The following is a 25870-nucleotide window of genomic DNA, read 5'->3' on the forward strand; positions in this document are numbered from 1 at the left end:
GCAAGGCTCACGCGTCGTCCGAGGTCTGGAAGGTGTGTACGCCCTTGAGCTTGAAGAAGTGCACGTCCTTGGTGTCGAGGTCGACGATGGCCCCGGACGGTTCGCCGTGCAGCCACCCGCACCCCTCGCCCGGGTTCACGATCAGCGTCTCGCCGCGGATCATCATCTCCTCGCGATGGGTGAAGCCGTGCACCACCACGTCGTGCGACTCGATGGAACGCGGGCCCGCATCGACGAGGTCGTGCACGAGCAGGATGCGCTGTCCTTCCAGCTCGAAGGAGTGCGGCGATTCGAACAACTCGATCCCCATCCCCTGCTGGGCGAAGGCGCGAATGCCCTCGTGGTCGCCGTCGTTCCGCCCGAAGACGCCCACCATCGGCATGTTGGCGTCGACGAACGGCTGCAACGAGAACGGGGCACAGAAGTCGCCGGCGTGCAGCACGATGCCCACGCCCCGCTTCTGCATGTAATCCAGCAGGGCCCGGATGGCCGGGAGGCGATCGTGCGTGTCGGACAGGAGGCCGACGAGCATCAGGAGTTCCTCCATTCGGGAGAGACCGTCTCGCGCTGCACGAGGTCGGCGTAGGTCTCGCGCGCGGTGATCACCGCCCATCGCGCCCCGTCCACCAGCACCTCGGCCGCGCGCGGGCGCGCGTTGTAGTTCGATGCCATGCTCATGCCGTACGCGCCGGTGGTGAAGACGCAGAGGAGCGCTCCCGGCTGCACGTCCTCGAGCTCGCGATCGAGGGCGAGGAAGTCGCCACTCTCGCAGATGGGGCCCACGACGTCGAATCGCCCGCGCCCCGGCGCGGCATGCACGGCCTCGATGCGATGGTAGGCGTCGTAGTGTGACGGGCGCAGGAGGTCGTTCATCCCGGTGTCGGTGACCAGGACGTCGCGTCCGCCGCTGCGCTTGCGATAGAGGACCCGCGCCAGGAGGACGCCGGCGTCCGCGACGAGGAAGCGCCCCGGCTCGACGATCAGCTCGAGCCCCAAACGCTGGACAGCCGGAACGACGATCGAGGCGTAGCCGGCCAGGTCCGCGGGCGCCTCGTCCGCATACGGCACGAAGAGGCCGCCCCCGATGTCCACGTGCTCGAGCGTGTCGACGCCCTCCCCGCGCAGCGCCCCAATGAGCGCCTCCAGCCGCGCGATGCCGTCGGCATATGCCGCCAGGTCCGTCAGCTGTGACCCGATGTGCATCCCGATCGCCACCAGTCGCACGTGCGGCAGGGCATGCGCCAGCGACGCGACCGTGTGCGCCTCGTCGAAGGGGACGCCGAACTTGTCCCCTTTCTCTCCCGTCTTGATGTACTCGTGGAACGTCTCGACCGTGACCTCGGGATTCACGCGGATCCCCACGCGCGCCGTGCGCTTCATGGCGCCGGCGATGGCGTCGACCTGGCGCAGCTCGTCCTCGGATTCGACCGAGATCACGTGGACGGCGGCGGCGATCGCCTCGCGAAGCTCGTGCGGCGACTTGCCGACGCCGCCGAAGATGATGTCGGCGGGGGCGAAGCCCGCCAGCTGCGCGCGGTACAGCTCCCCACCCGACACGACGTCGATGCGCGCCCCGGCGTCGCGCAGGAGGGCGAGGAGGCCAAGCGAGGCATTCGCCTTGCAGGCATAGTGGATGCGATGCGGGACGGGCGCCAGCACCGCATCGAGCCGGCGAAACTGCTCGCGGATCGACGCGGCCGCATAGACGTACACCGGCGTCCCGACCGCCTCGGCGACGCGGTCGAGCGCCACCCCCTCGCAGTGCAGCGTGCCGTCGATCCGGGCGATCATCGGCATCAATAGGCCTTGGCCCAGATGACCGTATGCCTGGCGGGCTCGCCGGTCACCATGCACGTCGACGCCGCTCCCTGCGTGAGGAACTCCGGCTCGGGGATGCAGCGGATCGTCGCCTTCGTCTCCTCCTTCACCTTGGCTTCGACCGCCGGATCGCCGTTCCACCCGGCGTACACGAAGGCCCCGTCGCCCTCCATGATCTCCCGGAAGCGATCATAGCTGATGGGGTCGCGGACGCTGTTGGCCTCGCGGCGCTCGCGCGCGGCGCGCAGCATGTCGCCCTGGATCGTCGCGAGGAGCGTCGCGACCGCGCCGGGGAGCTGCCCGAGCGAGAGCGACGCCTTCTCGCGCGTGTCGCGGCGCGCCGCCATGCACGCCCCGTTGGCCAGGTCGCGGGGGCCGATCTCCAGGCGAAGCGGGACCCCCTGCAGCTCCCACTCGTAGTACTTGGCGCCAGGCTTCATCCCCTCGCGGGCGTCGACGTGCACGCGGATGCGGTCGTCGCCGCGCCCGCCCCACGTCGCCAGCTCCTGCTTGACCTGGTACGCCGCCTCGAGCAGGCGCGTGCGCTCCTCGTCGCTCTTCCAGATGGGGACGATCACGACCTCGATGGGCGCCAGTCGGGGCGGGGTCCGGAGCCCGTTGTCGTCCCCGTGCGTCATCACCAGCCCGCCGATCATGCGCGTCGAGACGCCCCAGCTCGTGTTCCACGCGTATTCCATGGCCCCGGACTCGTCCTGGAACTTGAGCTCGAACGCCTTGGCGAAGTTCTGCCCGAGGTTGTGCGAGGTCCCCGCCTGCAGCGCCTTGTTGTCCTGCATCATCGCCTCGAGGCAGTACGTGCGCAGCGCGCCGGCGAACTTCTCGCTCTCCGTCTTGAGGCCGGTAACGACCGGCATCGCCATCCACTCCTCCATGAACGTGCGATAGACGCCGAGGATGAGGCGGGTCTCCGCCTCGGCCTCGTCGTGGGTGGCGTGGGCGGTGTGCCCCTCCTGCCACAGGAACTCCAGCGTGCGCAGGAAGAGGCGTGTGCGCATCTCCCAGCGGACCACGTTGGCCCACTGGTTGATCAGGATGGGGAGGTCCCGGTAGCTCTGCACCCACTTGGCGTACATCGAGTAGATGATCGTCTCCGAGGTGGGGCGGACGACGAGCGGCTCCTCGAGCTTCTTGCCGCCCCCGTGTGTGACGACCGCGGCCTCGGGCGCGAACCCCTCGACGTGCTGCGCCTCCTTGTGCAGGAAGCTCTCGGGGATGAAGAGGGGGAAGTAGGCGTTGCGATGTCCCGTGGCCTTGAACATGTCGTCCAGGGCGCGCTGCATGCGCTCCCAGATGCCGTAGCCGTTGGGACGAATGACCATGCAACCGCGCACGGGGGAATAGTCCGCCAGCTCGGCGCGGAGGACGGTTTCGTTGTACCACGCGCTGAAATCGGTGGCGCGGGGGGTGAGTTTCTTGTCAGACATTGAGGAGTCGGGAGACGGGAGACGAGAGACGGGAGAGGATGCCTCGCCCGGTGCGAAATTCGCGTGCGTTCTCTCGTCTCGTCACGGTCGGTCGTTGGCGCCAGTGGGGCGAGTGCGGGCGTGGTCGAGCAGCCAGGAGAGCGGGCGCACCTCCTGCCCGCCGGTCGCCAGGTCCTTGACCTCGACCTCCTGCGCCTCGCGGTAGCGGTCGCCGACGATCACGACGGCGCGCGCGCCGGCGCCGTGCGCCGCCTTGAACTGCTTGCCTAACGCCTGTTCCTTGAGCGGATACTCGACGCTCGCCCCCTCCGCTCGCAGCCGGGCGGCCAGCGCCGTCGCCGCCACCCGGTGCGTCCCGTCCAGCGGCGCGATCCAGTAGTCCAGCGCGGGCGCCCCGCCGGGCATCTTCCCCCGCGCCTTCAGGAGCTCGCCAAGCACCACGTCGCCCATGCCGAAGCCCAGGGCCGGCATGTCGACGCCGCCCAGCGCCTGCAGCAGGTTGTCGTAGCGCCCGCCGCCGCACACCGCACGGAACTCGCCCCGGGCATCGAACAACTCGAAGACGATCCCCGTGTAGTAGGCCAGCCCCCGCACGATGGTGAGGTCGAGGCGGAGATACTCCCGCACCCCGTGGGCGTCGAGCAGGGCACGATAGGTGTCGAAGCGCTCCAGCGCCGACGTTACCTCGCCATGGCCGGCGAACTCCGTGCGCAGCGCGTCGAAGTCCGACCCCTTCACGAGCTCCAGCACGTGCCCGGCGGCGGTGGCCGAGACGCCCACCTCGGTCATCTTCTTCACCAACGCCTCGGTCGGCTCGCGCTCGATCTTGTCCACCGCGGCGAAGACGGCACCGATCGCCTCCTCGGGGATCCCGGCGCCGCGCACCAGGGCGGTCAGGAGCCGGCGGTCGGAGACGCGGGCGACGACATCGTCCGGTCCCAGCCCACAGTTCCGCATGATCTCGCACGCCACCGCCAGGAGCTCGGCGTCGGCCGCCACGTCGCCCTCGCCGAAGAGGTCGACGTTGAGCTGGAAGTGCTCGCGCAACCGCCCCTTCTGCTGCCGCTCGTAGCGGAAGAGCTGCGGGATCGAGAACCAGCGCACCGGCTTGCGCAGGGCGTTGGCCCGGGCCGCCACCATCCGGGCGACGGTCGGGGTCATCTCCGGGCGCAGCGAGACCTGGCGCCCCCCCTTGTCCTCGAAGTTGTAGAGCTGTCCGACGATCTCGTCGCCGCTCTTCCTGGTGTAGAGCTCGAGCGGCTCCAGCGGCGGGCCGTCGTACTCGACGAAGCCGAAGCGCCGCGCCACCTCGCGCCACCGCTCGAAGAGCCAGGCGCGCTGCGCGAACTGCTCGGGGTAGAAGTCTCGAAATCCTGGGAGCGCTCCGGTCGACATTGGGGAAAGCTACCCGGCGAGCGGATCGACCTGCAAGCGAGCCATGGCATCGCCCACCGTATGGAACGAGCCGGTGACGAGCACGGTCGCGCCGCGGTCGCGCCCCTCCGCCAGCGCCTGGTCGAAGTCGGGAACGGCACTCACCGGCCACCCGCGCGCCCGGGCGAACGCCTCGGCCTCCGCCAGGTGCCACGCGCGGCTCCGCGGCGCGGTGGGGGCCTCGGTCAGGACGAAGTGAGCGACCACCGGGGCGAGCGCCTCCATGACCCCGCGCCAGTCCTTGTCGTCGAGGACGCAGAGCACCGCCACCACCGGTCCCGGCGGCGCCACGTGCGCGAGGGTGCGCGTCAGCACGGCCGCGCCGTCGGGATTGTGCGCGACATCGAAGATGTACGGGGGGGCCCAGTGGAAGCGCCCGGGGAGCCGCACCCGCTTCAGCGCGTTGGCGGCCCCGTCCCACCCTCCCCAGTAGGGGGACCCCGCCTCCCGCAGCATCAGGAGCGCCAGGGCCGCGTTGGACGCCTGATGCGCCCCCGCCAAGGGGGTGTGCAGGACGCGCCGGGCCCCATCGACATGCAGGGCGAAGCGCGTCCCCGTCTCCCCCACCGTCACGTCGGAGGGGGGGGCGTCGCGCCAGACGCTCACCATGCGTGAGGCGCCGTGCTCGCGGGCCAGCATCGCGAGAAGGGCGTCGATTGCCGGGTCGCTCTCGCCGCTTGCGGCGGGAACGCCCCGCTTGAAGATCCCCGCCTTTTCGGCGGCGATCGCCTCACGCGTCTCGCCCAGGTACTCCACGTGGTCGATCCCGATCGACGTCACCCCCGCCACCAGGGGGGTGACGACGTTGGTCGAATCGAGCCGCCCGCCCAGCCCGGTCTCGACCACGGCCACGTCGGCCCCCGACTCCGCGAAGTAGTGGAAGGCCATCGCCGTCGTCGCCTCGAAGAAGGTGGCGCCGATGCGCTCCACCACCGGCGTCCACCGGTCGATGAAGTCGGCCACGAATCCCTCCGGCACCGCGACGCCATCGATCACGAATCGCTCCGCGAAGTCGACGAGGTGCGGGGAGGTGTACTTCGCGGTGCGCAGCCCCCGGGCGCGCAGCAGGGCCTCGAGCGTTGCGCACACACTCCCCTTCCCGTTCGTTCCGGCCACGTGGAAGGTGCGAAGGGCGAGGTGGGGATCGCCCAGCTCCGCGAGCAGCGCCCGCGTGCGCTCGAGCCCAAACTTGCTCTTGCCGGTCGTGCGGGCGAACAGGTACTCGAGGGCGCGGCGGTACCGGCTCAGGTCGTCGCCCATGCCGCGGCTGCCGGCTTGCCACTCATGTGGCGCAACAGACGGCCCACGGTCTGCTTGAGCTCCTTGCGGTGCGCCACCAGGTCGAGGATCCCGTGGTCCAGCAGGAACTCCGCCGTCTGGAACCCCTCGGGCAGGTCCTGGCCCAGCGTCTGCTTGATGACACGCGGCCCCGCGAAGCCGATCACGGCCCCCGGCTCGGCGATGATCGCGTCTCCCAGCATGGCGTAGCTCGCGCTCACGCCCCCCGTGGTGGGATTGGTGAGGATCGAGACGTACGGAATGCGCCGTTCGGCCAGTTGCGAGAGCACGGCCGAGACCTTCGCCATCTGCATGAGCGAGAGCACCCCCTCCTGCATGCGCGCCCCCCCCGACGCCGAGATCACCACCAGCGGGTGCTTGCGCTCGAGCGACCGCTGCGCCAGGCGCGCGATCTTCTCGCCCACCACCGATCCCATCGAGCCGCCCATGAAGGCAAAGTCCATCACCCCGAGGTTGACCGGCATCTCACCCAGCGTCCCGGCCACCGTCATGATCGCGTCGGTGTCGCCGGCGTTGGCGCGTGCCTTCTTCAGGCGCCCCTCGTAGTCGGGGAAGCCCAGCGCATCCACCGAGCGCAGGTCTGTCTCCACCTCCTCCCACTTGTCGTCGTCGAGCAGGAGTTGCACGTACTCGATCGCCCGAATGCGCCGGTGATAGTCGCAGTTGGGGCAGACGTTGAGGTTCCGCGCGAACTTCTCGCGGATGTCGGTGTGGGCGCACGCCTCGCACTTCTCCCACGCGTCGGCGGGGATCTCCAGCCGCTCGCGACGCTGCCGAGGCTTCTTCTCCTTCCGGAACCAGACCATGCGGGAATAATGGGGGAGGAGCGGGGGCGCTGGTAGGGGGACGCCGGCCGGTGCCTAGCGCCGCAGGCCGATCGGGAGCGCGTCGGCCTCGCCTCGCCCCTCCGACGAGATCCGCACCAGGATCCCGATCGCCAGCCAGCACGCCAGCATGAACGACCCGCCGTACGAGAAGAACGGGAGCGGAATGCCGGTGATGGGCATGAGGTTGAGCGTCATCCCCACGTTCTCGATCACGTGCACGAACCAGCTGCCTAACAGGCCGAAGGCCACCAGCGAGCTGAAGGAATCGTTGGCGCGCGACGCCACGCGAATGACCCGCAGGAAGAGGAGCAGGAAGAGGGCGAGCGCGATCGAGACCCCGAGGAAGCCCAGCTCCTCCCCGACCACCGCGAAGATGAAGTCCGTGTGCTGCGCGGGGAGGAACGACCCGCGCTTCTGCGTCCCCAGCGTGAATCCCTTCCCGACCCATCCGCCGGAGCCGATGGCGATCTGCGACTGAATGACGTGGTAGCCCGAGGCCTTGGGATCTTCCGAGGGGTCGAGAAAGACCAGGAGGCGCGCGCGCTGGTGCGGGGCGAGCTTCTCCCAGACGATCGGCGCCAGCACCCCCATCGCGACGTTGGCGACGATGAGCGCTACGCCCTCGACCACGAACGGCTTGTACCACAGCACGACCGCGATGAGGATGAGGAACCAGGCGCCCCACAGCCCGGTGTTGAAGGCCAGGATGAGCGAAATGGCGGGCGATGCGGCGAGGAGGAGGAGCGGCCCCGAGACGCCCGCCCAGAACAGCATCGCGAAGAAGATCCCCACGAAGACCATCCCCGTCCCGAGGTCGGGCTGCGCCATCACCAGCACCCATGGGACGAGGACCACGAGGGCCGGCTTCCACAGCTCGAGCAGCGATTTCGGCGCCGCGCGGCGTCCCGACAGCACCTTGGCGAGCATCAGGACGACGGTCACCTTGGCCAGCTCCGCCGGCTGCCCCAGGCGCATCCCGCCGATCGTGAGCCACCCCTTCATGCTGGCCGCCGTCCCTGCCCCGGACCCGAAGACCAGGGTGACGGCCAGCAGGGCGATTCCCAGTAGGTACGCCGGCCAGCTCGCCCACTCGAGCAGCCGCACGGAAGCGCGACTGATCGCCCACGCCCCCGCCAGGGCCAGGGCGAACCACGCCAGTTGGCGCTTGTAGGCGCCGACCACCGCGGCGACCGGGACGTCGGTCTGCCCCGCCGAGTACACCACGGCGATCCCGTACGCCGACAGCAGAAGGGCGATGATGACGAGCGGGTAATCGGCGAAGACGCGCTTGATCAATCGCCCCCCTCGACGTTGGCCGGCTGGATGGTGGGACGCTTGAGGTAGTGCTCGACCACCTTTGACGCGATGCGGGCCGCCGCATATCCGTGCTCGCCCTGCCAGAGCATCACCGCCACGACGATCTTGGGATCATCCTTGGGGGCGAAGCCGACGAACCAGGCGTGGTCCTTTCCCGTCTCGTTCTGGGCGGTGCCGGTCTTGCCCGCCAGGATGACCCCCTGGATGGCGGCACTCGCCGCCGTCCCCCGTCCCGACACCACATCGGCCATGGCGTCGCGCAGCCCTGCCAGCTGCGCGGGGGTGAGGTCCAGGATCTTCGTCCGCTCCGGCTTCCGCGTCACCACCTCGGGGCGCGCCGCCGAGCCATCGGTCGCCAGCGCGGTGTAGAACCGCGCCATGTTCAGGATCGTTTGGGTGTTCTCCCCCTGCCCGATCGACAGGTTGAGCGTGACCGCGTTGGTCCACCCGTTCGGCCCGTACCGCTTGTTGAAGTACTCGACCGCGTATGGCCACTGCGGCGTGGTCTCGTTGGGGAGGTCGATCCCGCTCTTCTCGCGGAACTTGAGCTTCACTCCGCCCGCCAGCATCCGCGAGAGGGTCATCCGCAGGCCGAGCTGGTAGAAGTAGACGTCGCACGACTTCGCGATGGCCTGCGACAGGTTCACGTTGCCGTGCCCCTTGCGATCCCAGCAGCGGAAGTAGCGCGTCCCGAACGTGTAGCCACCCGTGCACGGCTGCTCCATCCGCGTGTCGAAGTCGACCAGCCCGGCCTCGAGCGCCATGGCGGCCGTTGCCAGCTTGAACGTCGAGGCCGGCGGGTAGCGCCCCTGCATCGCCTTGTTGTACAGGGGGCGACGCGTGTCCTCGGTGAGCTCCTTGTAGTACGACGCCGACACGCCGCCGATGAAACGGTTGGGGTCGAAGGTGGGGGCGCTGTGAATCGCGAGCACCGCCCCGCTGCTGGGCTCGATCGCCACCACGCCGCCGACGAGCGAGTCGCCGAAGTAGCTCGCGACGTAGCGCTGCAGGTCGAGGTCGATGTTGGTGCGCAAGGCCGGCGCCGGCTTCGCTGGCCGGTCGGGGCGCGCTCCCGCCTCGCGCACGACGCGCCCGCGCGCGTCGACCTCCACGAAGCGCGATCCCTCGACACCCCGCAGCTGTCGCTCGTACTGCTGTTCGAGCCCCGCGCGGCCGATCTGCTGCCCCGACTTGTACGACTTGTACTCGGTCGAGTTGAGCTCGGCCTCGTTGATCTCGCTGATGTAGCCGGCGAACGCCGAGACGATCGGCCCGTCGGGATAGCGCCGCTTGGGCGCCGCCTGGATGATCAGGCTCGGGAACTCCGTCCGGTGTTCCTCGAGCACCGACACCTGGTCGAACGAGGCGTCGGCCAGCACCACCGTGGGCCGGTTGGGGTCGCGCCGCAGGCGCCGCACCGCCGACTCGATCTCGTCGGGCGCGAGTCCGATGATCGTCGAGAGCCGCTGCAGCGTGGAGCGCAGGGAGTCGGCACTCGAGCTCAGGATGGAGACCGAATACCCCGGGACGTTCTCGGCGATGACGTCCCCGTGCCGGTCGTAGATGATCCCGCGCGCCGCCGGAATCGGGACCTCGCGCAGCCGGTTCTTCTCCGACGACAACTGGAAGCGGGCGCTCTCCAGCACCTGGGCCCGGAAGAAGCCGCTGGCCAGGAGGATCAGCGAGAGCGCCACCAGCCACGAGGCGAGCCGCCCTCGCCGCTGGATGTCGTTCGGGTGGAGGCTCACGTCGCCGGGGCCTCCAGCATGCCGCGGAAGAGGAGAAGCACCCCAACCCCGGCGACCGCCGTCACCGCCGCCTCCATCGGCGACCACAGCGCGACGCGCGTCGCCATCTCGTACAATCCGCCCTGCCGGGCGGCGAACACGAAGATCGTGTCGAACGCCCACTTCCCGATGAAGAAGAAGAAGGCGTGCAGGAAGACGTTGTCGGAGAAGAAGACGGCCTTGAGCCACGAGGCGCCGAAGCCGACCAGTGTCATGGCCAGCGCCGCGGCACCGAAGCTCTCGGGCGCGAGGGAGTCGGCGACGAGCCCGAGCAGGAACCCGATCAGCGCCGCCCCCCCCGGGCGCACGCGCACCGCGATCAGGAGGACCGCGATGACCAGGAAGTCCACCGGGACCCGCCACCCCAGCAGCGGGCGCACAAAGTACTGCGCCGCGACGAGGGCGACGAAGAGGAGGAGCGTCCGGACCGCGCGGGGAAGGCTCATGGGCGCCTCACGAGCGAGTCGCTGCGCGCCGACGCGCCCGCGCGCGCGACGCCTCGCCTGTCGCCGCGCGCGGCCAGGCCGGCGCTGTCGGTGCCCGACGAGTCGCGTGCGGCCGGGACGCCGAGGACGGCGCGGAGCGAGTCCATCTGCCGCTGCCGCAGGGCTTCGGCCGCCGCCGCGAGGCGCGCCAGCGAGTCGCCCGCCGCCGCCACGCCGCGCGCCGCCGAGTCGGCCCGCGCCACGCTGGCCCAGACCTCGTCCAGTGCCTCGCCGCTCACGCGATCGGGCGAGAGGATCATCACGTTGCCGACGTCGGGCGGGTAGACCGCCGGGCGGACGAGGTACGTGCGCGACCACGCCTCGCTGGTCTTCACCTCGCCGAGGACGACGCCGATGGGGATGCCGCGCGGGTACACCCCGCCCAGCCCCGACGTCGTGATGCGCGTCCCCGGCTTGAGGGCATCGCGGAACGCCACGCCGCGCAGCTCGAGGAGCGACCGCTCGGGCTCCTCGCCCAGGTGCGGGCGCACGATGCCGAACGCCGTCCCGTCGGCCGCCATGGCGCTGGCGCGGAAGTCGGGGTGGGTCCAGAGGATGGCCAGGCTGGTGCGCGGGTCGACCGTCGTGACCTGTCCCACCAGTCCGTCAGGGGCAACGACCGCCGAGCGGGGGCGCACCCCTGCGCGCGCCCCCGCCGTCAGCACGAGGAGGTGCTCGTCCCCCTCCCCCTGCCCGTGCAGCGCCTCGGCGGGGACGAAGCCCCATTGCAGCTGACGCCCCAACCCCAGGAGCCCGCGCAGCTGGGCGTTCTCGGCGGCCAGCTGCCCCAACTCGGCGTTGCGCAGCGCCAGCGAGTCGAGCCGCGCCGCCACCGCGCCGCGCTCGGCGAACGCCGTGCGCGCCCGCTGGGCGCGCTCCTGCAATGCGAGCAGCGGGGCCACGGCCGTGCGCCGCAGGTTGGAGGCGATCGCATCACGGATCGGGAGCGGGAGGACCGTCGCGAAGAGCGCCAGCAGGGCGCAGGTCGCCAGCAGCGCGGAATCCGCGCGCGACCCCGAGCGCGCAGCGCGAGCCATCTCCCCCTCCTACGACGAGAGGACCGACCAGTACTTCGCCTCGTCGTCGAGGATGCGCCCGACGCCGCGCACCACGCACGTCAGCGGGTCCTCGTCGACGTGGATCGGCAACCCGGTCTCCTGGCTCAGCACGACGTCCAGCCCGCGGATCAGGGCCCCGCCCCCCGTCATCACGATGCCGCGGTCCACGATGTCGCTCGACAGCTCGGGCGGGGTGATCTCGAGCGCGCGACGCACCGCGTCGACGATCTGCTGGATCGGTTCCTGGATCGCCTCGCGGATCTCCGAGGAGTGCACCCGCACCGTCTTCGGGATCCCGGAGACGAGGTCGCGCCCCTTCACGTCCATCTCGCGCTCCTCGCCCACCGGGGCGGCCGAGCCGATCTGGATCTTGATCTGCTCGGCCGTGGGCTCGCCGATGAGGAGGTTGTAGTTCTTGCGCATGAACTGCACGATCGCCGTGTCGAGCTCGTCGCCGGCGGTGCGGATCGACGTGTCGCTCACGATCCCGGAGAGCGCGATGACGGCAATCTCGGTCGTCCCGCCGCCGATGTCGATCACCATGTTCCCGGTCGGGGTCTCGATCGGGAGCCCGACGCCGATGGCGGCGGCCATGGGCTCGGCGACCATGAACACTTCCTTGGCGCCGGCGCCTAACGCGGAATCGCGCACCGCGCGCCGCTCGACCTCGGTGATCCCCGAGGGGACGCACACCAGCACGCGCGGCTTGATCTTGAACATCCGGTGCTTGATGATCAGCTCCAGGAAATACCGGAGCATCTTCTCGGTCACGTCGAAGTCGGCGATGACGCCGTCCTTCATCGGGCGGACGGCGATGATCCCGTCCGGCGTGCGCCCGAGCATGCGCTTGGCTTCGAGCCCGACCCCCTTCACGCGCTTGGACTCGCGATCGATCGCGACGACCGATGGTTCGTTCAGGACGATCCCCTCGCCCTTGACGTACACCAGCGTGTTTGCCGTGCCGAGGTCAACCGCGATTGCATTGGCGGGAAAGAGCTTGCCCGCCGAGAGGGATGGCCAACGCATGTATCGGGAAATCCTGACCCCGGAGAGGGGGCCGGTGGTCGGAAGGGGGCGACGCGAGTGACCCGATAAACTAGCAGTGCACGTTAGGTGCTGCAAGGCATTGCCAGATCACAACCTACGCGTACGCCTCCCTCGTCCCCCATCTCCGGCGTCCCGAAAGCCCCCCCGCCCGGCACCCGGTCGCCGCCTGCTCTCCGCCCCGCTGCGTTCCGCATCGCCGCGCGGGCGTGCGCCACGTCACGAATCGCCCCGCGGACGGGCGATGCGGGGTCAGATCCCGGTGCTCCCGAACCCTCCGGTCCCGCGGGCCGTCTCGTCCAGGGCATCCACTTCCTGCAGCGCCGGCGCCTCGAAGCGGGCGAAGACCAGCTGGGCGATGCGGTCGCCGCGCCGGATGGTGACGGGCTCGGTGCCGGCGTGGAGGAGGATCACCCGGAGCTCGCCACGGTAGTCGGGGTCGATCGTTCCGGGGGCGTTGGGGACGGTGATCCCCTGCCCCAGCGCCAGGCCGGAGCGCGGGCGCACCTGCATTTCGACGCCGGGCGGGAGGGCGAAGGCGAGCCCGGTTGCCACCGCGCGTCGCTCGCCAGGTGCAAAGACGAAGTCCGGCTCGCTCGAGCGCACGTCGTAGCCGGCGCTGTCACTCGTTTGTCTGGCCGGAAGCGGCAGGTCCGGGTTGAGCGGCAGCCGCCGCACCGGCACGGAAAAGGTAGGGGTCATGGAAGGGGAGGATGGCGGGGGCCGAAACGCCGAGGACGAGAGGCCCCAGCCTCTCGTCCTCGCGTCTACTCGTTGGCTCGTCTGCTCGCTAGGCCACGAACCGCGCCGGCTCGTGGTACGGGAGCCCGAAGGCCTCGGCCACGCCCGGGTAGGTCACCTTGCCGTCGACGACGTTGAGCCCCTTGAGGAGGGCCGGGTTGTCGCGCAGCGCCTGCTTCCATCCCTTGTTGGCCAGCTGCAACGCGTACGGGAGGGTGGCGTTGGTGAGCGCCAGCGTCGACGTCCGCGGGACCCCCCCCGGCATGTTGGCCACGCCGTAGTGGATCACGCCGTCCACGACGTAGGTCGGGTTCTCGTGCGTCGTCGCCTTGATGGTCTCCACGCACCCGCCCTGGTCGACGGCGACGTCGACGATCACCGCCCCCGGCCGCATCCGCTTGAGGTCCTCGCGGCGGATCAGCTTGGGCGCCTTGGCCCCGGGGATCAGCACCCCGCCCACCACCAGGTCGGCAGTGGCGACCTGCTCGAGGATGTTGTGCCGGTTGGAGTGGATGAGCTGCACGTTGGCCGGCATCACGTCCGACAGGTAGCGGAGCCGCTCGAGCGAGATGTCGAGGATGACCACCTTGGCCCCGAGGCCGGCCGCCATCTTGGCGGCGTTGATCCCGACGACCCCACCCCCCAGGATCACGGCCTTGGCCGGGGCCACCCCCGGGACGCCGCCGAGGAGGACGCCGCGCCCGCCGTACAGCTTCTCGAGGTATTTCGCCCCCTGCTGCACCGCCATGCGCCCGGCCACCTCCGACATCGGCGTGAGGAGCGGGAGCTCGCGCGACGGGAGCTCGACGGTCTCGTACGCGATGCAGGTGGCCCCCGAGTCGAGGTGCGCCCGGGTGAGCTTCTCGTCCGCCGCGAAGTGGAAATAGGTGAAGATCGTCTGCCCGCGGCGCATGTGCGCCCACTCGCGCTCGATCGGTTCCTTCACCTTCATGATCATGTCCGCCTTGGCCCACGTGGCGGCGGCGTCGGGGGCGATCTGTGCGCCCACCGCGGTGTAATCGCTGTCGTCGAAGCCGCTCCCTTCGCCGGCCCCCTTCTCGATGAGGACCTGGTGCCCGGCCGCCACCAGCGCCTCGGCCCCAGCCGGGACGAGGGCGATGCGGTTCTCGTTGGTCTTGATTTCCTTCGGAACGCCTATGAGCATGATCGTTAGGCTCGCAGAGGATGGGTGGGTCTCAGGCCGCCCCCGGCCCGGGGCCGAGGCTCAGCACGGTTTGCAGCTCGGGCGCGAAGAACGTGGCCGCGATGGCGGCGACGTCTTCCTCCCGGATGGCGTCGATCTGCGACAGCACGTCGTCGATCGGCCGGTACGGCTCTCCATACAGCTCCGTTGACGCCGCGCGGTACATCCGTGAGGACGGGCTTTCGAGCGACAACGTGATCTGCCCCTTCAACTGCCCCTTGCCAGCGGCCACCTCCTCGGGGGTGAACCCCGCCGCCACGGCGCCCCGCAGCTCGTCGCGCACCGCGGCGGCAGCCAGCACCGCATTCTCCGGCGACGTGGCCAGGTACACCCCGTGCGTGCCGCTGTCCGAATGATAACTGTGGAACGTCGACACCGAGTAGGCCAACCCCATCTCCTCGCGCACGCGCTGGAACAGGCGCGAGCTCATCCCGCCGCCGAGCAGCGTGGAGGCGAGGGTGACGGCATAGCGCCGGGGATCGGCGTAGGCGATGGTCGGCGCCCCGAAGACGATCTGCACCTGCGCCGCCTCGCGCTCCACGTGGCGGGCCCCGGGCGGGGGCGCCACCGGCGCGGGAACCGGGGCCGGGGCCCCGTCACCGCGCGGGATCGCCTCCCACCCGGTGCGGACCAGCACCGCCAGGAGGTCGTCATGCGCCACGTTCCCGGCCGCCGCCACCACGACCTGCTGCGGCTGGTAGCCGCGCGCGTGCAATGCCCGCAGCTCCGCCACGCCTAACGACGAGACGCTCTCGCGCGTCCCCAGGATCGAGTAGCCGTACGGGTGGTCCCCCCACAACAGCTCGTTGTGGAGCTCGAAGACGAGGTCGTCGGGCGTGTCGTCCACCATCGCGATCTCCTCCAGTACCACCCGGCGCTCCAGCTGGAGGTCGCTCTCGCGCAGCACCGGCGAGAAGATGAGGTCCCCCAGCACGTCGGCCGCCTCCGCCAGGTGCTCGTCGAGCACCCGCGCCTGGAAGGCGGTGTGCTCGCGCGACGTGTAGGCGTCGAGCGAGCCGCCGAGGTTCTCCAGCGACATCGCGATGTCCTTGGCGCTGCGCCGGTGCGTCCCCTTGAAGACCATGTGCTCCAGCAGGTGGGACACCCCCATCTGCGAGCGGGTCTCGTGCACCGACGCCATACGAACCCAGGCGCCGATCGAAATCGATCGAACGCCTGGCATGTACTCCGAGACCACCGTCAGGCCGTTGCCCAGCACGGATCGCTGGACACCGGCCTGCGGGGTCGTGGCTGATCCCGTCACGGCTTACCGGTCGCCGCCTCCGCGACCGCCACGGCGACCACGATCGCCCCCGCCGCGGCGCGGGCTGCGCTCACGGCGCTCGCCTTCCTCGCCTTCGCCCCCCTCGCCGTCGCCCGCCGGCGCCTCCTCCATCCCCTCCGGCTTCGGCAGGAGCGCCTTCATCGACAGGCGCAGGCGCCCGCGCTCGTCGCGGTCGATCAGCTTCACCGTGACCCGGTCGCCCTTCTTGACCACGTCCTCGGGCTTCTCGACACGCGTGTGGCGCATCTCCGAGACGTGCAGCAGCCCCTCCGACCCGGGCATGATCTCGACGAAGGCGCCGAAGGCGGTCACCGTCTTCACCGTCCCCTCGTACACCTCCCCCACCACGGGCTCGGCGGTGATGGCCATGACCATCTGGCGCGCGCGATCCATCGACTCGCCGCCGACCGCCGCGATCGTCACCAGGCCGGAGTCGTCGACCGTGATCTCGGCCCCGGTCTCCTCCTGGATCCCGCGAATGGTCTTCCCCTTCGGCCCGATGAGGTCACCGATCTTCTCGGGATTGATCGTGAGGGTGACGATGCGCGGCGCGTAGGGCGACAGCTCGGCGCGGTGCGCCGGGAGCGCCTTGTTCATCTCCCCCAGGATGTGCAGGCGCCCGTCGCGCGCCTGCGCCAGCGCCTCCTTCAGGATCTTGAGATCGAGTCCCTCGATCTTGATGTCCATCTGGATCGAGGTGATCCCCTGCTCCGTCCCCGCGACCTTGAAGTCCATGTCGCCGAGATGATCCTCCGTCCCGAGGATATCGGTGAGGATGGCGTACTTCTCCCCTTCCTTGATGAGCCCCATCGCCACGCCGGCCACCGCCGCGCGCGTCGGAACGCCGGCATCGAACAGCGCCAGCGAGCCGCCGCAGACCGAGGCCATCGACGACGAGCCGTTCGACTCGAGGACGTCGCTGACGATGCGGAGCGTATAGGGGAACGACTCGAACGGCGGCAGGACCGCCTGCAGCGCGCGCTCGGCGAGGTTCCCGTGGCCGATCTCCCGGCGCGACGTCCCGCGCACCGGGCGCACCTCGCCGGTGGAGAACGGCGGGAAGTTGTAGTGCAGCATGAACGACTTGGTCGACTCGCCCAGCTCCTTGATGGAGTCGAGGCGCTGCACGTCCTCGGCGGTGCCTAACGTACAGGCCACCAGCGCCTGCGTCTGCCCGCGGGTGAAGAGCGCCGAGCCGTGCGCGCGCGGGAGCACCGACGTGTCGATCGTGATCGGCCGCACCTCGGTGGGCTTGCGCCCGTCGACCCGGTACCCGGTGCCGAGCACCTGCGAGCGGAGGGCGTGGTACTCGAGATCGTCGAGGATCCCGCCCACGTAGGGCGCCAAGTCGGGCTTCTCCGCCGCCAGGCTCTCCTTGACGGCGCGCTTGACCGCCTCCACCGCCTGGACGCGGGTGTGCTTCTCCTTCTGGTTGATGGCCTCGGCGATCTTCTTCTCGGCCGCCTTCTTCACCTCGGCGACGACGTCGTCCGGGACCTCCGTCCGCGCCCAGGCCATCTTGGCCACGCCCTGGGTGGCGAGGAGCTCCTGCTGGAAGCCGATCAGCTCCTTGATCCCCTTGTGGGCCACCGTGAGCGCATCGAGGGCGTCGCCCTCGCTGACCTCGTTCGCCCCGCCCTCGACCATCACGATCGAGTCCGACGAGCCGGCGACCACGAAGTCGAGGTCGGAGTAGGCGAGCTGCTGGAACGTCGGGTTGAGGATCCACTTGTCCTGCACGCGGCCCACGCGCACGCCGGCGATGGGGCCGAGGAAGGGGATCTTCGAGGCGTTGAGCGCGAAGGAGGTGGCGACCAGCCCGAGGACATCGGCGTCGTTCTCCTGGTCGGCGGAGATGACGTAGACGAAGACCTGGACCTCGTTCTTGAACCCTTCGGGGAAGAGCGGGCGGATCGAGCGGTCGATGATGCGCGCCGCGAGGATCTCGTGATCGTGGGGGCGCCCCTCGCGCTTGATGAAGCCCCCGGGGATCTTCCCGGCGGCGTACGTCTTCTCGCGGTACTCGACGGTGAGGGGGAAGAACGGGAGCGGCGACTGGTTGTCGCTGACGGTGACCGCGGCGATGACCATCGTGTCACCGAACTGCACAACCGCGGAGCCGGCGGCCTGCTTGGCCATGCGCCCGGTCTCGATGACGAGACGGCGCCCCGCGAAGGACTTTTCCAGACGTTGCATGAGGTGTCTGTGACTGGGACTGTTAGAACACAAAACGCGCGGGCCCCATTGGGGCGGCCGCGCGATTGCGTTGGGAGCGACGACTGTTAGTGACGGAGCCCGAGCTCACCGATGACCTGCCGATACCCCTCGACGTCATTGCGCTTGAGGTACTCGAGAAGTCGGCGGCGCTTCCCGACCATCTTCAGCAGCCCGCGGCGGCTGTGATGGTCCTTGGCGTGCGCCTTGAAATGCTCGGTGAGGTAGTTGATGCGTTCCGTGAGCACCGCCACCTGCACACGCGTGGAGCCGGTGTCGTTCTCGGACGCCTGGTACTTCTTGATCGTCGCTGCTTTTTCAAATGCCATGTGGTATATTCCCCGCGCGGACGGCCGCGCTCGTGCGCTAAGTCATTTGGAGACAGCTAAATTACTCGACGCGCTTAACACTGTAAAGTCGTCCCTCGGTGCCTGAGCGCTATCTCGGAAAGTTTCTCGGCAAGTACCGGGTCGACGAGCTCATTGGCTCCGGCGGCTTCGCGTGGGTTTACCGCGGCTACGACCCGGAACTCGACATCCCGGTCGCCCTCAAGGTGCTCAAGCCCCAGTTCGCCGGGGACCCCTCCTTCGAGGAGCGCTTCCGCCGCGAGGCGTCCACCGCCGCCAAGCTCCGCCACCCGAACATCGTGAAGATCTACGCCGTCGGCCGCGACGGCGACGCGGTCTACTTCGCGATGGACTACCTCCCCTCCGGGCTCGCGGACAAGCTGGAGGCCACCCCCTATCTCCCCGAGGAATTCGTCGTCCGGGTCGGGATCGACGTCGCCCGCGCCCTCGGCTTCGCCCACCGGGAGGGGGTCGTCCATCGCGACATCAAGGTCGACAACATCCTCTTCGACCCCCACGGCAACGCCGTCGTGGCCGACTTCGGGATCGCCCGGGCAGTGACCGGCTACACCAACCAGACCGGGACGAACATGGTGGTCGGCACCCCCCAGTACTTCGCCCCGGAGCAGGCGCGAGCCAAGCCGCTCGACGGGCGGGCGGACATCTATTCCCTCGGCGTTTCGCTCTATCGCGCCGCGACCGGGCGCCTCCCCTTCGAAGGGGACGACTGGTACGAGATCGCCCGGCAGCACGTGGAGGAGAACCCGCCCAGCCCGCGCAGCATCAACGCGGCCATCTCCCCCGCCTTCGAGCGCGTGATCCTTCGCTGCCTGGCCAAGCACCCGGACGATCGGCCGACCACGGGCGAGCAGCTGGCGGACGAGCTGGCCGCGGTCCTGGCGCATCCCAACGAGGCGGGGCCCCGCACTTCGTACCTCTCGCCGGCAGAGATGCCGACGCTCGTCACCCCCCTCGAGCTGGTGCGCTCGACCAGGGGGTGGAGGCGCGTGGCCCCCCTGGTCGTCCTGGTCGTCGCGCTCGGCGGGGCGGCGGTCGCCCTGGCGACGCGGCGGGAGGCGATTCGCGGGGGCGCGGCCTCGGCGCGCGATTCACTCGCCCGGGATTCCGCCGCCGCGACCACGGCGACCGGCGCTCCCGCCGCGGCCAACGTCGGATCGCGTCCCGATTCGGTGACCAGGGGCGACAGCGCGGCTCGCGCCGGCGAGGCCGGACGTCCGCGCCCGGCCGCTCCCACCACCGGGCGCCTGGCGGTGGTGGCCCCGCCCAGCGCCAGGATCACGGTGAACGGACAGGCCGTGAGCGACGGGACGTGGCGCAACGATTCGCTCAAGCCGGGAGAGTATCTCGTCGGGGCCTCGATCCCGGCCATCGGCGGCTGCTCCTGGGCATCGGTGGAGCAGCGCGTCCGGGTGCGGGCCGGGGGCGCGCATTCCGTGACGCTCACCCCGCGCAGCTGCGGCACCATCGTCATCAACCTGCGCAACGTGACCAGCGGGGCACGCTACTCGGTCGTCTCGGCCGACGGCGCCGTGCGGCGTGAGGGGGGGCTGCCACTGGACGGAGGGGTCGTGGTTCCCGTGGGCCAGTACCGCGTGAGCGCGCAACAGCCGCTCTGCGCGCCCTACTCCGACGACAACGTCATGGTGGCCGCCGACCGCACGACGCGCCTCACGTTCAGCGTGATCTGCGAGCGCTAGGCGCGCGCGGATCAGAACTGCGCACCGGCCACCGCGCCTAACGCGGCGCCCATCACCATCCCCGTCCAGAAGGTGCGTCGCCGGTACCACGGCGATGGCACTTCCTGCATCAGCACCACGTGATCGGTGGTGACGGCGGTCGTCTGCCCCGTCACCACCGCCGTCACCAGGCCGGCGCGGTCGACCGATGCGATGCGCAGGCGGGCCACCAGGACGTCCCGCTTCCGCGGGTCGACGGCGATGCCGCGCTGCCCCGCCTTGAGCCACCGCTCGGTCCCGGCCCGAAACGTCAGGGTGGTGTCGCCCACGCTCGCGACCTCGAACCGGACACCCTTCAGCTGCGCGTGCGCCGATCCGGTGACGGCGAGGAGCAGGAAGACGGCCGCCAGCAGCTGTCGCACGGTCATCGGAAGAACTGCCCGACGAGTCCCTTGAGGTCGTTGAACATCACGAGCGCGAACAGCAGGGCAATGGCCAGGACGCCCACGCGCATGATGACCTCCTGCGTCCGCGCGCTGAACTCGCTTCCCTTGGCCGCCTCGACCACCCGCAGGAGGATCTGGCCGCCATCGAGCAACGGGATCGGGAGCAGGTTGAGCACGGCGACGTTGATGCTGAGGAAGGCCAGGAGCCCGAGCAGCTCCTCCCATCCGCTCTTCGCCGCCTCGAACGACGTACGGGCAATCGCGATCGGCCCGCCGAGCTGCTTCACCGAGACCTGTCCCGAGAAGAGCCCGCCGACGACCTTCACCACGGCCCCGCCCATCCGCCACGTGGCGTCCCACCCCGCCACCACCGCCTCCCCCATCCCGACCGCCTCCCGCGCGGGGCGCGCCCGCGGCGCGACGCCGACGCGTCCGACCTTGATGGGTGCGCCGGTCACCGCGTCCAGGTCATCGCTCAGGACCGGCGTCATGGTCAGCGTGACCTGTTCGCCCGTCGGGCGCACGACCGTGACCTCGATCGGCCGTCCCGCCGACATGGACACCGTCTCGAGCAGCTCCGTCCAGCGGGCGACCGGCTTCCCGTTGAGCGCCGTGACGCTGTCGCCACGCTGCAGGCCGGCGGCGTTGGCCGGCATCCCGGCCACCACTGAATCCACCACCGCCGGGATATAGGCTCGCCCGAATCCCTTGATGGCGCCGATCGAGACGACCAGCGCGAGCACGACGTTCATCAGCACGCCGGCCGACAGGATGAAGACCTTGGCCGCGAGCGACTTCGACTCGATCCACCGATCGCTCGGCACCGGGTGCGGACCGAACGGCTTCAACGCGTCGGGATCGAACGGGATCGGGTTGAGGCCACGCTGGTGGCCGGGGACCTCCCCTTCCCCCTCCCCCTCCCTTTCCCCCTGGGCATCGCCTGCACCGCCGAGCTCCGTGTTGCCCTCGATGGCCGACACCGCCTCGGCGTCCTTCGTCGCCATGGCGACGAAGCCCCCGATGGGGAACCATGACCAGCGGTAGTCGGTCTCGCCCCACTTGAAGCCGAACAGGCGCGGCCCCCAGCCGAAGGCGAAGACCGGGGCATAGACACGCGTGAGCTTGGCGGCGATGAAGTGCCCGAGCTCGTGCACGAACACCACGACCCCGAACACCAGGAGTGGAGCGAGGAACTTCAGCATGCGAACAGGTCCTTGACGTGATGGCGTGCCGCCGCATCGGCGGCGAGCAGCGCTTCGAGGTCGCCGCCTGGCGCCGCGTGAAGTGCGCGCAGCGCCGAGTCGATGGCCGACGAAATGTCGTGGAAGTCGATGGCCCCCGCCAGAAAGAGCGCGACGGCCTGTTCGTTGGCCGCGTTGAACACGGCTGGTGCCGCCCCTCCCCGTCGTCCCGCTTCGACGCCGAGGGCGAGCGCGGGAAAGGCGTCATGCCGCACCGGCTCGAACGTGAGCGGCGACGAGGCGACGGGGTCGAAGCGTGTTACCCCGTCGTCGGCGATACGCTCCGGGTGGGTCAGGGCGTAGAGGATCGGCAGCTCCATGCTGGGAACGCCCATCTGGGCCACCACGCTCCCGTCCACGAATTCCACCATCGAGTGGATGATGCTCTGCGGGTGGACGACCACTTCGATGCGGTCGAACGGGAGGCCGAACAGGAAGTGGGCCTCGATGACCTCGAGCGCCTTGTTGGCCAGCGTGGCGCTGTCGACGGTGATCTTCCGCCCCATGCGCCAGGTGGGGTGGTTGAGCGCGTCCTCGAGGCGTGCCTCGAGGAGCCGTTCGGCCGGCCAGGTGCGAAAGGGCCCCCCGGAGGCGGTGATGATGAGGCGGCGAACCTCGGACAGGGGACGGGCCGCGACGCACTGGAGGATCGCGGAGTGCTCGCTGTCGACCGGGACGATCGCTCCGCCCCCGCGTGCCGCCTCCGCCTCGACCAGCGCCCCGGCCACCACCAGCGACTCCTTGTTGGCCAGCGCCACGCGCTTGCCGGCGGCGAGCGCCGCCAGGGTCGCCTCGAGCCCCGCGGCCCCGACGATGGCGTTGATGACCACCTCGACGCCCGGGAGCGTCGCCGCCTCCACGGTGGCGGCGCGGCCACGATGCCAGTGCGGCCGAGCCGACTCGCCGTTCTCGACCAGCCCCACAAAGGTGGGGTGGAACGCGTCGGCCTGCGCCGCCAGCTCCTCGGCGTTCGAGTGCGCCGTGAGTGCGGCGACGCGGAAGCGATCCGGGTGGCGGGCGAGGACGCGCAGCGCCGACCGGCCGATCGACCCGGTCGACCCGAGGAGGGCGACGCCTTGCGGCTGACGGCTCACAGCGGCGCGGCGATGAGCAGGCGCCCGAGGACGAGGTACGCCAGGGGGAGGACGAAGAAGAGCGAGTCGAGCCGGTCGAGGATCCCGCCGTGCCCCGGGAGGAGATGCGACGAGTCCTTCACCCCGGCCTCGCGCTTGAGCAGCGACTCGGCGAGGTCGCCGACCTGCGCCGCGAGGCTCACGAGAAGGCCGAAGATGACGGCGGTCCAGGGGGCGAGGGCGAGCTGCGACCAGGGGCGCAGGACGTGCACGTTGTACGCGTACGCCGCGGCCATGGTGACGACGAGCGCACCGACCGCCCCGGCCCGCGTCTTGCCCGGGCTCACCGAGGGAATGAGCTTCGCCTTGCCGAACGCGCGCCCGATGAAGTAGGCGCCGATGTCCGACGCCCAGGTGAGGATCACGGGGAACAGCACGAGGGCGGTCCCGGCGGCCGCTTCGATGACGAAGCGGTGATGCCGCAGCGCGTAGCCGAAGGCCAGCATCCCCCCGGTGTAGAGGGCGCCGAAGACGGTGACCGCGACCGACTCCAGCGGGCGTCCGCCGACGCCGCGCGCCCAGATGGACGCGCCGAGCAGCGCGACGAAGGTCACCCCCCCGACGGCGGCCGGGCTGCGCAACAGCTGCAGCCGGTCGAGGTGGACCAGCAGCGGGAGCGCCACGGCGACCGGGACGCCTAACGCATCCATGGCGTCGACGCCCCCGTGCCGGGCCAGGCGATAGAGCTCCCAGGCCCCGGCGCCACCGACGACCCCGAGGAAGGCGGCGAACGGGAGTCCGCCGAGGTACACCATGCCGATGGCGAGCGGGGCCGCGATGAGCGCCACGACCACGCGCCGGGCGAGCTCACCCATCGCGCCCTGCGCTCAGACTTCCATGATTTCTGCTTCCTTCACCTTCACCATCCCGTCGATCCGGGCGACGAAGTCGTCGTGCAGCTTCTGCAGCTCCCGCTCGGCATGCTTGACGTCGTCCTCCGAGACCCCCTCGAGCTTCTTGAAGCGATCGCGCGCCTCGGTGCGCCAGTGGCGGATGGAAATGCGCCCTTCCTCCGCCAGCTTGTGCACGACCTTCACCAGCTCCTTGCGGCGTTGCTCGTTCATGGCCGGGAGCGGGACGCGGATGAGCGACCCCTGGATGGCGGGGTCGAGGCCGAGGTCCGACTCGCGGATCGCCTTCTCCACCGCCTTCACCTGTCCCTTGTCGAAGGGGGTGACGACGAGGAGGCGGGGCTCCGGGCTGCTCACGTTGGCCACCTGGTTGAGCGCCATGTGCGAGCCGTACATCTCCACCCGCACCGTGTCGAGCATGGTGGGGTTGGCCTTCCCGGAACGGATGGAGGTGAACTCCTGCTTCGAGTTCTCGAGCGCCTTTTCCATGTGCGCCCGCGTGTCCTTCATGATGTTCTGGATCGAGCTCATCGGACGATGGTCCCCACGCGCTCGCCGCGCACCGCGCGCGCGACGGCGCCCTTCTCGTGAATGTTGAGAACGATCAGCGGCAGCTTGTTCTCCTTGCAGAGCGTCACCGCCGTCTGGTCCATCACTCCCAGCTCCTCGAGCATCACGTCGCGGTAGGAGATCTGCTCGTAGCGCCTGGCGCTGGGGTCCTTCTTGGGGTCGGCGGAATACACCCCGTCGACGCTGGTCGCCTTGATGATGACGTCGGCCTTGATCTGGATGGCGCGCAGGGCCGCCGCCGTGTCGGTGCTAAAGTACGGATTGCCGGTGCCGGCGGCAAAGATCACGATGCGCCCCTTCTCGAAATGGCGCAGCGCACGCCGGCGGATGTAGGGTTCGGCCAGCTCCTCCATGCGGATGGCGGTCATCACGCGCGTGTCGAGCCCTTTCTTCTCCAGGACGTCCTGGAGCGCCAGGGCGTTGATGACGGTGCCCAGCATCCCCATGTAGTCGGCGGCGACGCGGTCCATCCCGAGGGCCGCCAGCTGCGTCCCCCGGACCATGTTCCCGCCGCCGATGACGAGCCCCACGCCGACGCCCGTCTCGACCACGGCCTTGATCTCGTCCGCGAACTGGTTGACGCGCTCGAAGTCGAAGCCGGAGCCCTTCTCCCCGGCGAGGGCCTCGCCGGAGAGCTTGAGCAGGATGCGACGGTACGTGGCGGGGGACTCGGTCACGGACGCTTACTCCTCGCCCATCTGGAAGCGGACGAAGCGGCGCACGGCGAGCGGGGCGCCGACGCTCTTGGCGACCTCGTCGACGCGCTGCTGGATCGTCTTGGAGTCGTCGCGCACCCAGGGCTGCTCGGTGAGGACGATCTCGCCGTAGAGTTTCGACACGCGGCCGTCGACCATCTTCTGCACGATGGCGTCAGGCTTGCCGCTCTCCTTGGCCTGGGCCTCGAAGATGGCGCGCTCGCTGGCGATGAAGCTGGCCGGGACCTCCTCGCGCGTGGTGGCGAGGGGGACGCGCGGGACGCCGGCCGCGACGTGCTCGGCCACCTCGCGGGCGAGGGCCTCGACGGCCGCGCCGCTCCCCCCGGTGATCTCGACGAGCGCCGCGACCTTGTGGTTGAAGTGCACGTAGCTGCCTAACGCGCCGGTCGTGGCGAAGCGCGCGTAGCGGCGCAGCACCACGTTCTCCCCGGTCTTGGCCGAGGCGGCCTTCACCGCCTCCTCGACCGTCTTGGAGGTGTCGGCGTGGTAGGGCTGGGCAAAGAGCGTCCCCTCGCCGGCGACGCCGACGACATGGTCGATGGACTCGTCCTGGTGCACCTGCACGGCGAGCGACTGGGCCAGGGCGCCGAACTCGTCGTTGCGGGACACGAAGTCGGTCTCCGAGTTCACCTCGACGAGCGCGATGCTCCTGCCATCGGGGGCGGCCAGGGCGACGATGCGCCCTTCGGAGGCGGCGCGCCCGGCGCGCTTGTCGGCCTTGGCAATCCCCTTGGTCCGGAGGATCGCGATCGCCTTCTCGGTATCGCCCTCGGCCTCCTCGAGCGCCTTCTTGCAGTCCATCATGCCAGCGCCGGTACGGGCGCGGAGGTCGGCGATGTCCTTCGCCGTGATCGGCTTGCTCATGGTGTCGTCCTTCGCAGGATCCTGCGGATCGTGAGAACGCCGCCGGC

General features: G+C 70.0%; 24 protein-coding genes. 1 reads left to right on the forward strand and 23 read right to left on the reverse strand.

The window, feature by feature from the left end:
• Positions 1 to 7 precede the first annotated feature (7 nt).
• The 16 genes from ABS52_03755 to ABS52_03830 form a co-directional block, all read right to left on the reverse strand.
• Positions 8 to 532, reverse strand: a complete 525-nt coding sequence (locus ABS52_03755) for a hypothetical protein (protein ODT04825.1) — start codon at positions 530 to 532, stop codon at positions 8 to 10.
• A complete protein-coding gene (locus tag ABS52_03760; GenBank protein ODT04713.1) occupies positions 532 to 1797 on the reverse strand; it encodes a diaminopimelate decarboxylase in 1266 nt (421 codons plus the stop codon). Before ABS52_03760 ends, ABS52_03755 begins: the two co-directional genes overlap by 1 nt.
• Complete coding sequence (locus ABS52_03765; GenBank protein ODT04714.1) at positions 1797 to 3263, reverse strand: proline--tRNA ligase; 1467 nt, start codon at positions 3261 to 3263, stop codon at positions 1797 to 1799. The genes ABS52_03760 and ABS52_03765 overlap by 1 nt, the downstream gene beginning before the upstream one ends.
• A gap of 81 nt (positions 3264 to 3344) precedes the next feature.
• Positions 3345 to 4658 (reverse strand): histidine--tRNA ligase, encoded by a 1314-nt coding sequence (locus ABS52_03770; GenBank protein ODT04715.1) that lies wholly within the window; start codon positions 4656 to 4658, stop codon positions 3345 to 3347.
• A gap of 9 nt (positions 4659 to 4667) precedes the next feature.
• Positions 4668 to 5957: a hypothetical protein gene (locus ABS52_03775; GenBank protein ID ODT04716.1), complete on the reverse strand. Its 1290-nt coding sequence runs from the start codon at positions 5955 to 5957 to the stop codon at positions 4668 to 4670.
• Complete coding sequence (locus tag ABS52_03780) at positions 5942 to 6802, reverse strand: acetyl-CoA carboxylase subunit beta (protein ID ODT04717.1); 861 nt, start codon at positions 6800 to 6802, stop codon at positions 5942 to 5944. The genes ABS52_03775 and ABS52_03780 overlap by 16 nt, the downstream gene beginning before the upstream one ends.
• 54 nt (positions 6803 to 6856) lie before the next feature.
• Positions 6857 to 8119: a rod shape-determining protein RodA gene (locus ABS52_03785; protein ID ODT04718.1), complete on the reverse strand. Its 1263-nt coding sequence runs from the start codon at positions 8117 to 8119 to the stop codon at positions 6857 to 6859.
• The gene (locus ABS52_03790; protein ID ODT04719.1) at positions 8116 to 9888 is read right to left on the reverse strand and encodes a penicillin-binding protein 2; all 1773 of its coding nucleotides are present in this window, start codon (positions 9886 to 9888) and stop codon (positions 8116 to 8118) included. The genes ABS52_03785 and ABS52_03790 overlap by 4 nt, the downstream gene beginning before the upstream one ends.
• Positions 9885 to 10373, reverse strand: a complete 489-nt coding sequence (locus ABS52_03795) for a rod shape-determining protein MreD (GenBank protein ODT04720.1) — start codon at positions 10371 to 10373, stop codon at positions 9885 to 9887. Before ABS52_03795 ends, ABS52_03790 begins: the two co-directional genes overlap by 4 nt.
• Positions 10370 to 11449 carry a hypothetical protein gene (locus ABS52_03800; GenBank protein ODT04721.1) on the reverse strand — a complete coding sequence of 360 codons (1080 nt, stop codon included), beginning with the start codon at positions 11447 to 11449 and terminating at the stop codon, positions 10370 to 10372. Before ABS52_03800 ends, ABS52_03795 begins: the two co-directional genes overlap by 4 nt.
• Positions 11450 to 11458: 9 nt before the next feature.
• The gene (locus tag ABS52_03805; protein ODT04722.1) at positions 11459 to 12496 is read right to left on the reverse strand and encodes a rod shape-determining protein; all 1038 of its coding nucleotides are present in this window, start codon (positions 12494 to 12496) and stop codon (positions 11459 to 11461) included.
• Between the two features lie 270 nt (positions 12497 to 12766).
• Complete coding sequence (locus ABS52_03810) at positions 12767 to 13216, reverse strand: deoxyuridine 5'-triphosphate nucleotidohydrolase (protein ID ODT04723.1); 450 nt, start codon at positions 13214 to 13216, stop codon at positions 12767 to 12769.
• An 88-nt stretch (positions 13217 to 13304) separates the two neighbouring features.
• Entirely contained in the window at positions 13305 to 14420 is a 1116-nt protein-coding gene (locus tag ABS52_03815; GenBank protein ODT04724.1) for an alanine dehydrogenase, read from the reverse strand.
• Positions 14421 to 14451: 31 nt separating this feature from the next.
• Positions 14452 to 15642, reverse strand: a complete 1191-nt coding sequence (locus tag ABS52_03820; GenBank protein ID ODT04826.1) for a hypothetical protein — start codon at positions 15640 to 15642, stop codon at positions 14452 to 14454.
• An 84-nt stretch (positions 15643 to 15726) separates the two neighbouring features.
• A complete protein-coding gene (locus tag ABS52_03825; protein ID ODT04725.1) occupies positions 15727 to 17940 on the reverse strand; it encodes a polyribonucleotide nucleotidyltransferase in 2214 nt (737 codons plus the stop codon).
• Between the two features lie 86 nt (positions 17941 to 18026).
• Positions 18027 to 18287 (reverse strand): 30S ribosomal protein S15, encoded by a 261-nt coding sequence (locus ABS52_03830; protein ODT04726.1) that lies wholly within the window; start codon positions 18285 to 18287, stop codon positions 18027 to 18029.
• A 98-nt stretch (positions 18288 to 18385) separates the two neighbouring features.
• Between ABS52_03830 and ABS52_03835 the strand changes: the two genes are divergently transcribed.
• A complete protein-coding gene (locus ABS52_03835; GenBank protein ID ODT04727.1) occupies positions 18386 to 20023 on the forward strand; it encodes a hypothetical protein in 1638 nt (545 codons plus the stop codon).
• 11 nt (positions 20024 to 20034) lie between these two features.
• On the opposite strand, the gene ABS52_03840 is transcribed toward ABS52_03835, so the two are convergent.
• The 7 genes from ABS52_03840 to ABS52_03870 are packed head-to-tail and all read right to left on the reverse strand — an operon-like array spanning position 20035 to position 25823.
• Positions 20035 to 20430: a hypothetical protein gene (locus ABS52_03840; protein ID ODT04728.1), complete on the reverse strand. Its 396-nt coding sequence runs from the start codon at positions 20428 to 20430 to the stop codon at positions 20035 to 20037.
• Positions 20427 to 21650 carry an RIP metalloprotease RseP gene (locus tag ABS52_03845; GenBank protein ID ODT04729.1) on the reverse strand — a complete coding sequence of 408 codons (1224 nt, stop codon included), beginning with the start codon at positions 21648 to 21650 and terminating at the stop codon, positions 20427 to 20429. The genes ABS52_03840 and ABS52_03845 overlap by 4 nt, the downstream gene beginning before the upstream one ends.
• Positions 21644 to 22783: a 1-deoxy-D-xylulose-5-phosphate reductoisomerase gene (locus ABS52_03850; GenBank protein ID ODT04730.1), complete on the reverse strand. Its 1140-nt coding sequence runs from the start codon at positions 22781 to 22783 to the stop codon at positions 21644 to 21646. The genes ABS52_03845 and ABS52_03850 overlap by 7 nt, the downstream gene beginning before the upstream one ends.
• Positions 22780 to 23637: a hypothetical protein gene (locus ABS52_03855; GenBank protein ID ODT04731.1), complete on the reverse strand. Its 858-nt coding sequence runs from the start codon at positions 23635 to 23637 to the stop codon at positions 22780 to 22782. The genes ABS52_03850 and ABS52_03855 overlap by 4 nt, the downstream gene beginning before the upstream one ends.
• A gap of 12 nt (positions 23638 to 23649) precedes the next feature.
• Positions 23650 to 24204 carry a ribosome recycling factor gene (locus ABS52_03860; protein ID ODT04732.1) on the reverse strand — a complete coding sequence of 185 codons (555 nt, stop codon included), beginning with the start codon at positions 24202 to 24204 and terminating at the stop codon, positions 23650 to 23652.
• Positions 24201 to 24920: a UMP kinase gene (locus ABS52_03865; protein ID ODT04733.1), complete on the reverse strand. Its 720-nt coding sequence runs from the start codon at positions 24918 to 24920 to the stop codon at positions 24201 to 24203. Before ABS52_03865 ends, ABS52_03860 begins: the two co-directional genes overlap by 4 nt.
• A 6-nt stretch (positions 24921 to 24926) precedes the next feature.
• The gene (locus ABS52_03870) at positions 24927 to 25823 is read right to left on the reverse strand and encodes a translation elongation factor Ts (protein ODT04734.1); all 897 of its coding nucleotides are present in this window, start codon (positions 25821 to 25823) and stop codon (positions 24927 to 24929) included.
• Positions 25824 to 25870: the final 47 nt, after the last annotated feature.

It is taken from the genome of Gemmatimonadetes bacterium SCN 70-22 (genome assembly GCA_001724275.1).
GTDB lineage: Bacteria > Gemmatimonadota > Gemmatimonadetes > Gemmatimonadales > Gemmatimonadaceae > SCN-70-22.

Excerpts from the sequence above, each read along its gene's own strand:
- ABS52_03795 (ODT04720.1), bottom strand. The coding sequence starts at position 10,373 with ATGAGCCTTCCCCGCGCGGTCCGGACGCTCCTCCTCTTCGTCGCCCTC.
- ABS52_03755 (ODT04825.1), bottom strand. The coding sequence starts at position 532 with ATGCTCGTCGGCCTCCTGTCCGACACGCACGATCGCCTCCCGGCCATC.
- ABS52_03780 (ODT04717.1), bottom strand. The coding sequence starts at position 6,802 with ATGGTCTGGTTCCGGAAGGAGAAGAAGCCTCGGCAGCGTCGCGAGCGG.
- ABS52_03830 (ODT04726.1), bottom strand. The coding sequence starts at position 18,287 with ATGGCATTTGAAAAAGCAGCGACGATCAAGAAGTACCAGGCGTCCGAG.
- ABS52_03805 (ODT04722.1), bottom strand. The coding sequence starts at position 12,496 with ATGCGTTGGCCATCCCTCTCGGCGGGCAAGCTCTTTCCCGCCAATGCA.
- ABS52_03770 (ODT04715.1), bottom strand. The coding sequence starts at position 4,658 with ATGTCGACCGGAGCGCTCCCAGGATTTCGAGACTTCTACCCCGAGCAG.
- ABS52_03855 (ODT04731.1), bottom strand. The coding sequence starts at position 23,637 with ATGGGTGAGCTCGCCCGGCGCGTGGTCGTGGCGCTCATCGCGGCCCCG.
- ABS52_03760 (ODT04713.1), bottom strand. The coding sequence starts at position 1,797 with ATGCCGATGATCGCCCGGATCGACGGCACGCTGCACTGCGAGGGGGTG.
- ABS52_03800 (ODT04721.1), bottom strand. The coding sequence starts at position 11,449 with ATGGCTCGCGCTGCGCGCTCGGGGTCGCGCGCGGATTCCGCGCTGCTG.
- ABS52_03840 (ODT04728.1), bottom strand. The coding sequence starts at position 20,430 with ATGACCGTGCGACAGCTGCTGGCGGCCGTCTTCCTGCTCCTCGCCGTC.
- ABS52_03845 (ODT04729.1), bottom strand. The coding sequence starts at position 21,650 with ATGCTGAAGTTCCTCGCTCCACTCCTGGTGTTCGGGGTCGTGGTGTTC.
- ABS52_03815 (ODT04724.1), bottom strand. The coding sequence starts at position 14,420 with ATGCTCATAGGCGTTCCGAAGGAAATCAAGACCAACGAGAACCGCATC.
- ABS52_03870 (ODT04734.1), bottom strand. The coding sequence starts at position 25,823 with ATGAGCAAGCCGATCACGGCGAAGGACATCGCCGACCTCCGCGCCCGT.
- ABS52_03820 (ODT04826.1), bottom strand. The coding sequence starts at position 15,642 with ATGCCAGGCGTTCGATCGATTTCGATCGGCGCCTGGGTTCGTATGGCG.
- ABS52_03810 (ODT04723.1), bottom strand. The coding sequence starts at position 13,216 with ATGACCCCTACCTTTTCCGTGCCGGTGCGGCGGCTGCCGCTCAACCCG.
- ABS52_03765 (ODT04714.1), bottom strand. The coding sequence starts at position 3,263 with ATGTCTGACAAGAAACTCACCCCCCGCGCCACCGATTTCAGCGCGTGG.
- ABS52_03775 (ODT04716.1), bottom strand. The coding sequence starts at position 5,957 with ATGGGCGACGACCTGAGCCGGTACCGCCGCGCCCTCGAGTACCTGTTC.
- ABS52_03825 (ODT04725.1), bottom strand. The coding sequence starts at position 17,940 with ATGCAACGTCTGGAAAAGTCCTTCGCGGGGCGCCGTCTCGTCATCGAG.
- ABS52_03860 (ODT04732.1), bottom strand. The coding sequence starts at position 24,204 with ATGAGCTCGATCCAGAACATCATGAAGGACACGCGGGCGCACATGGAA.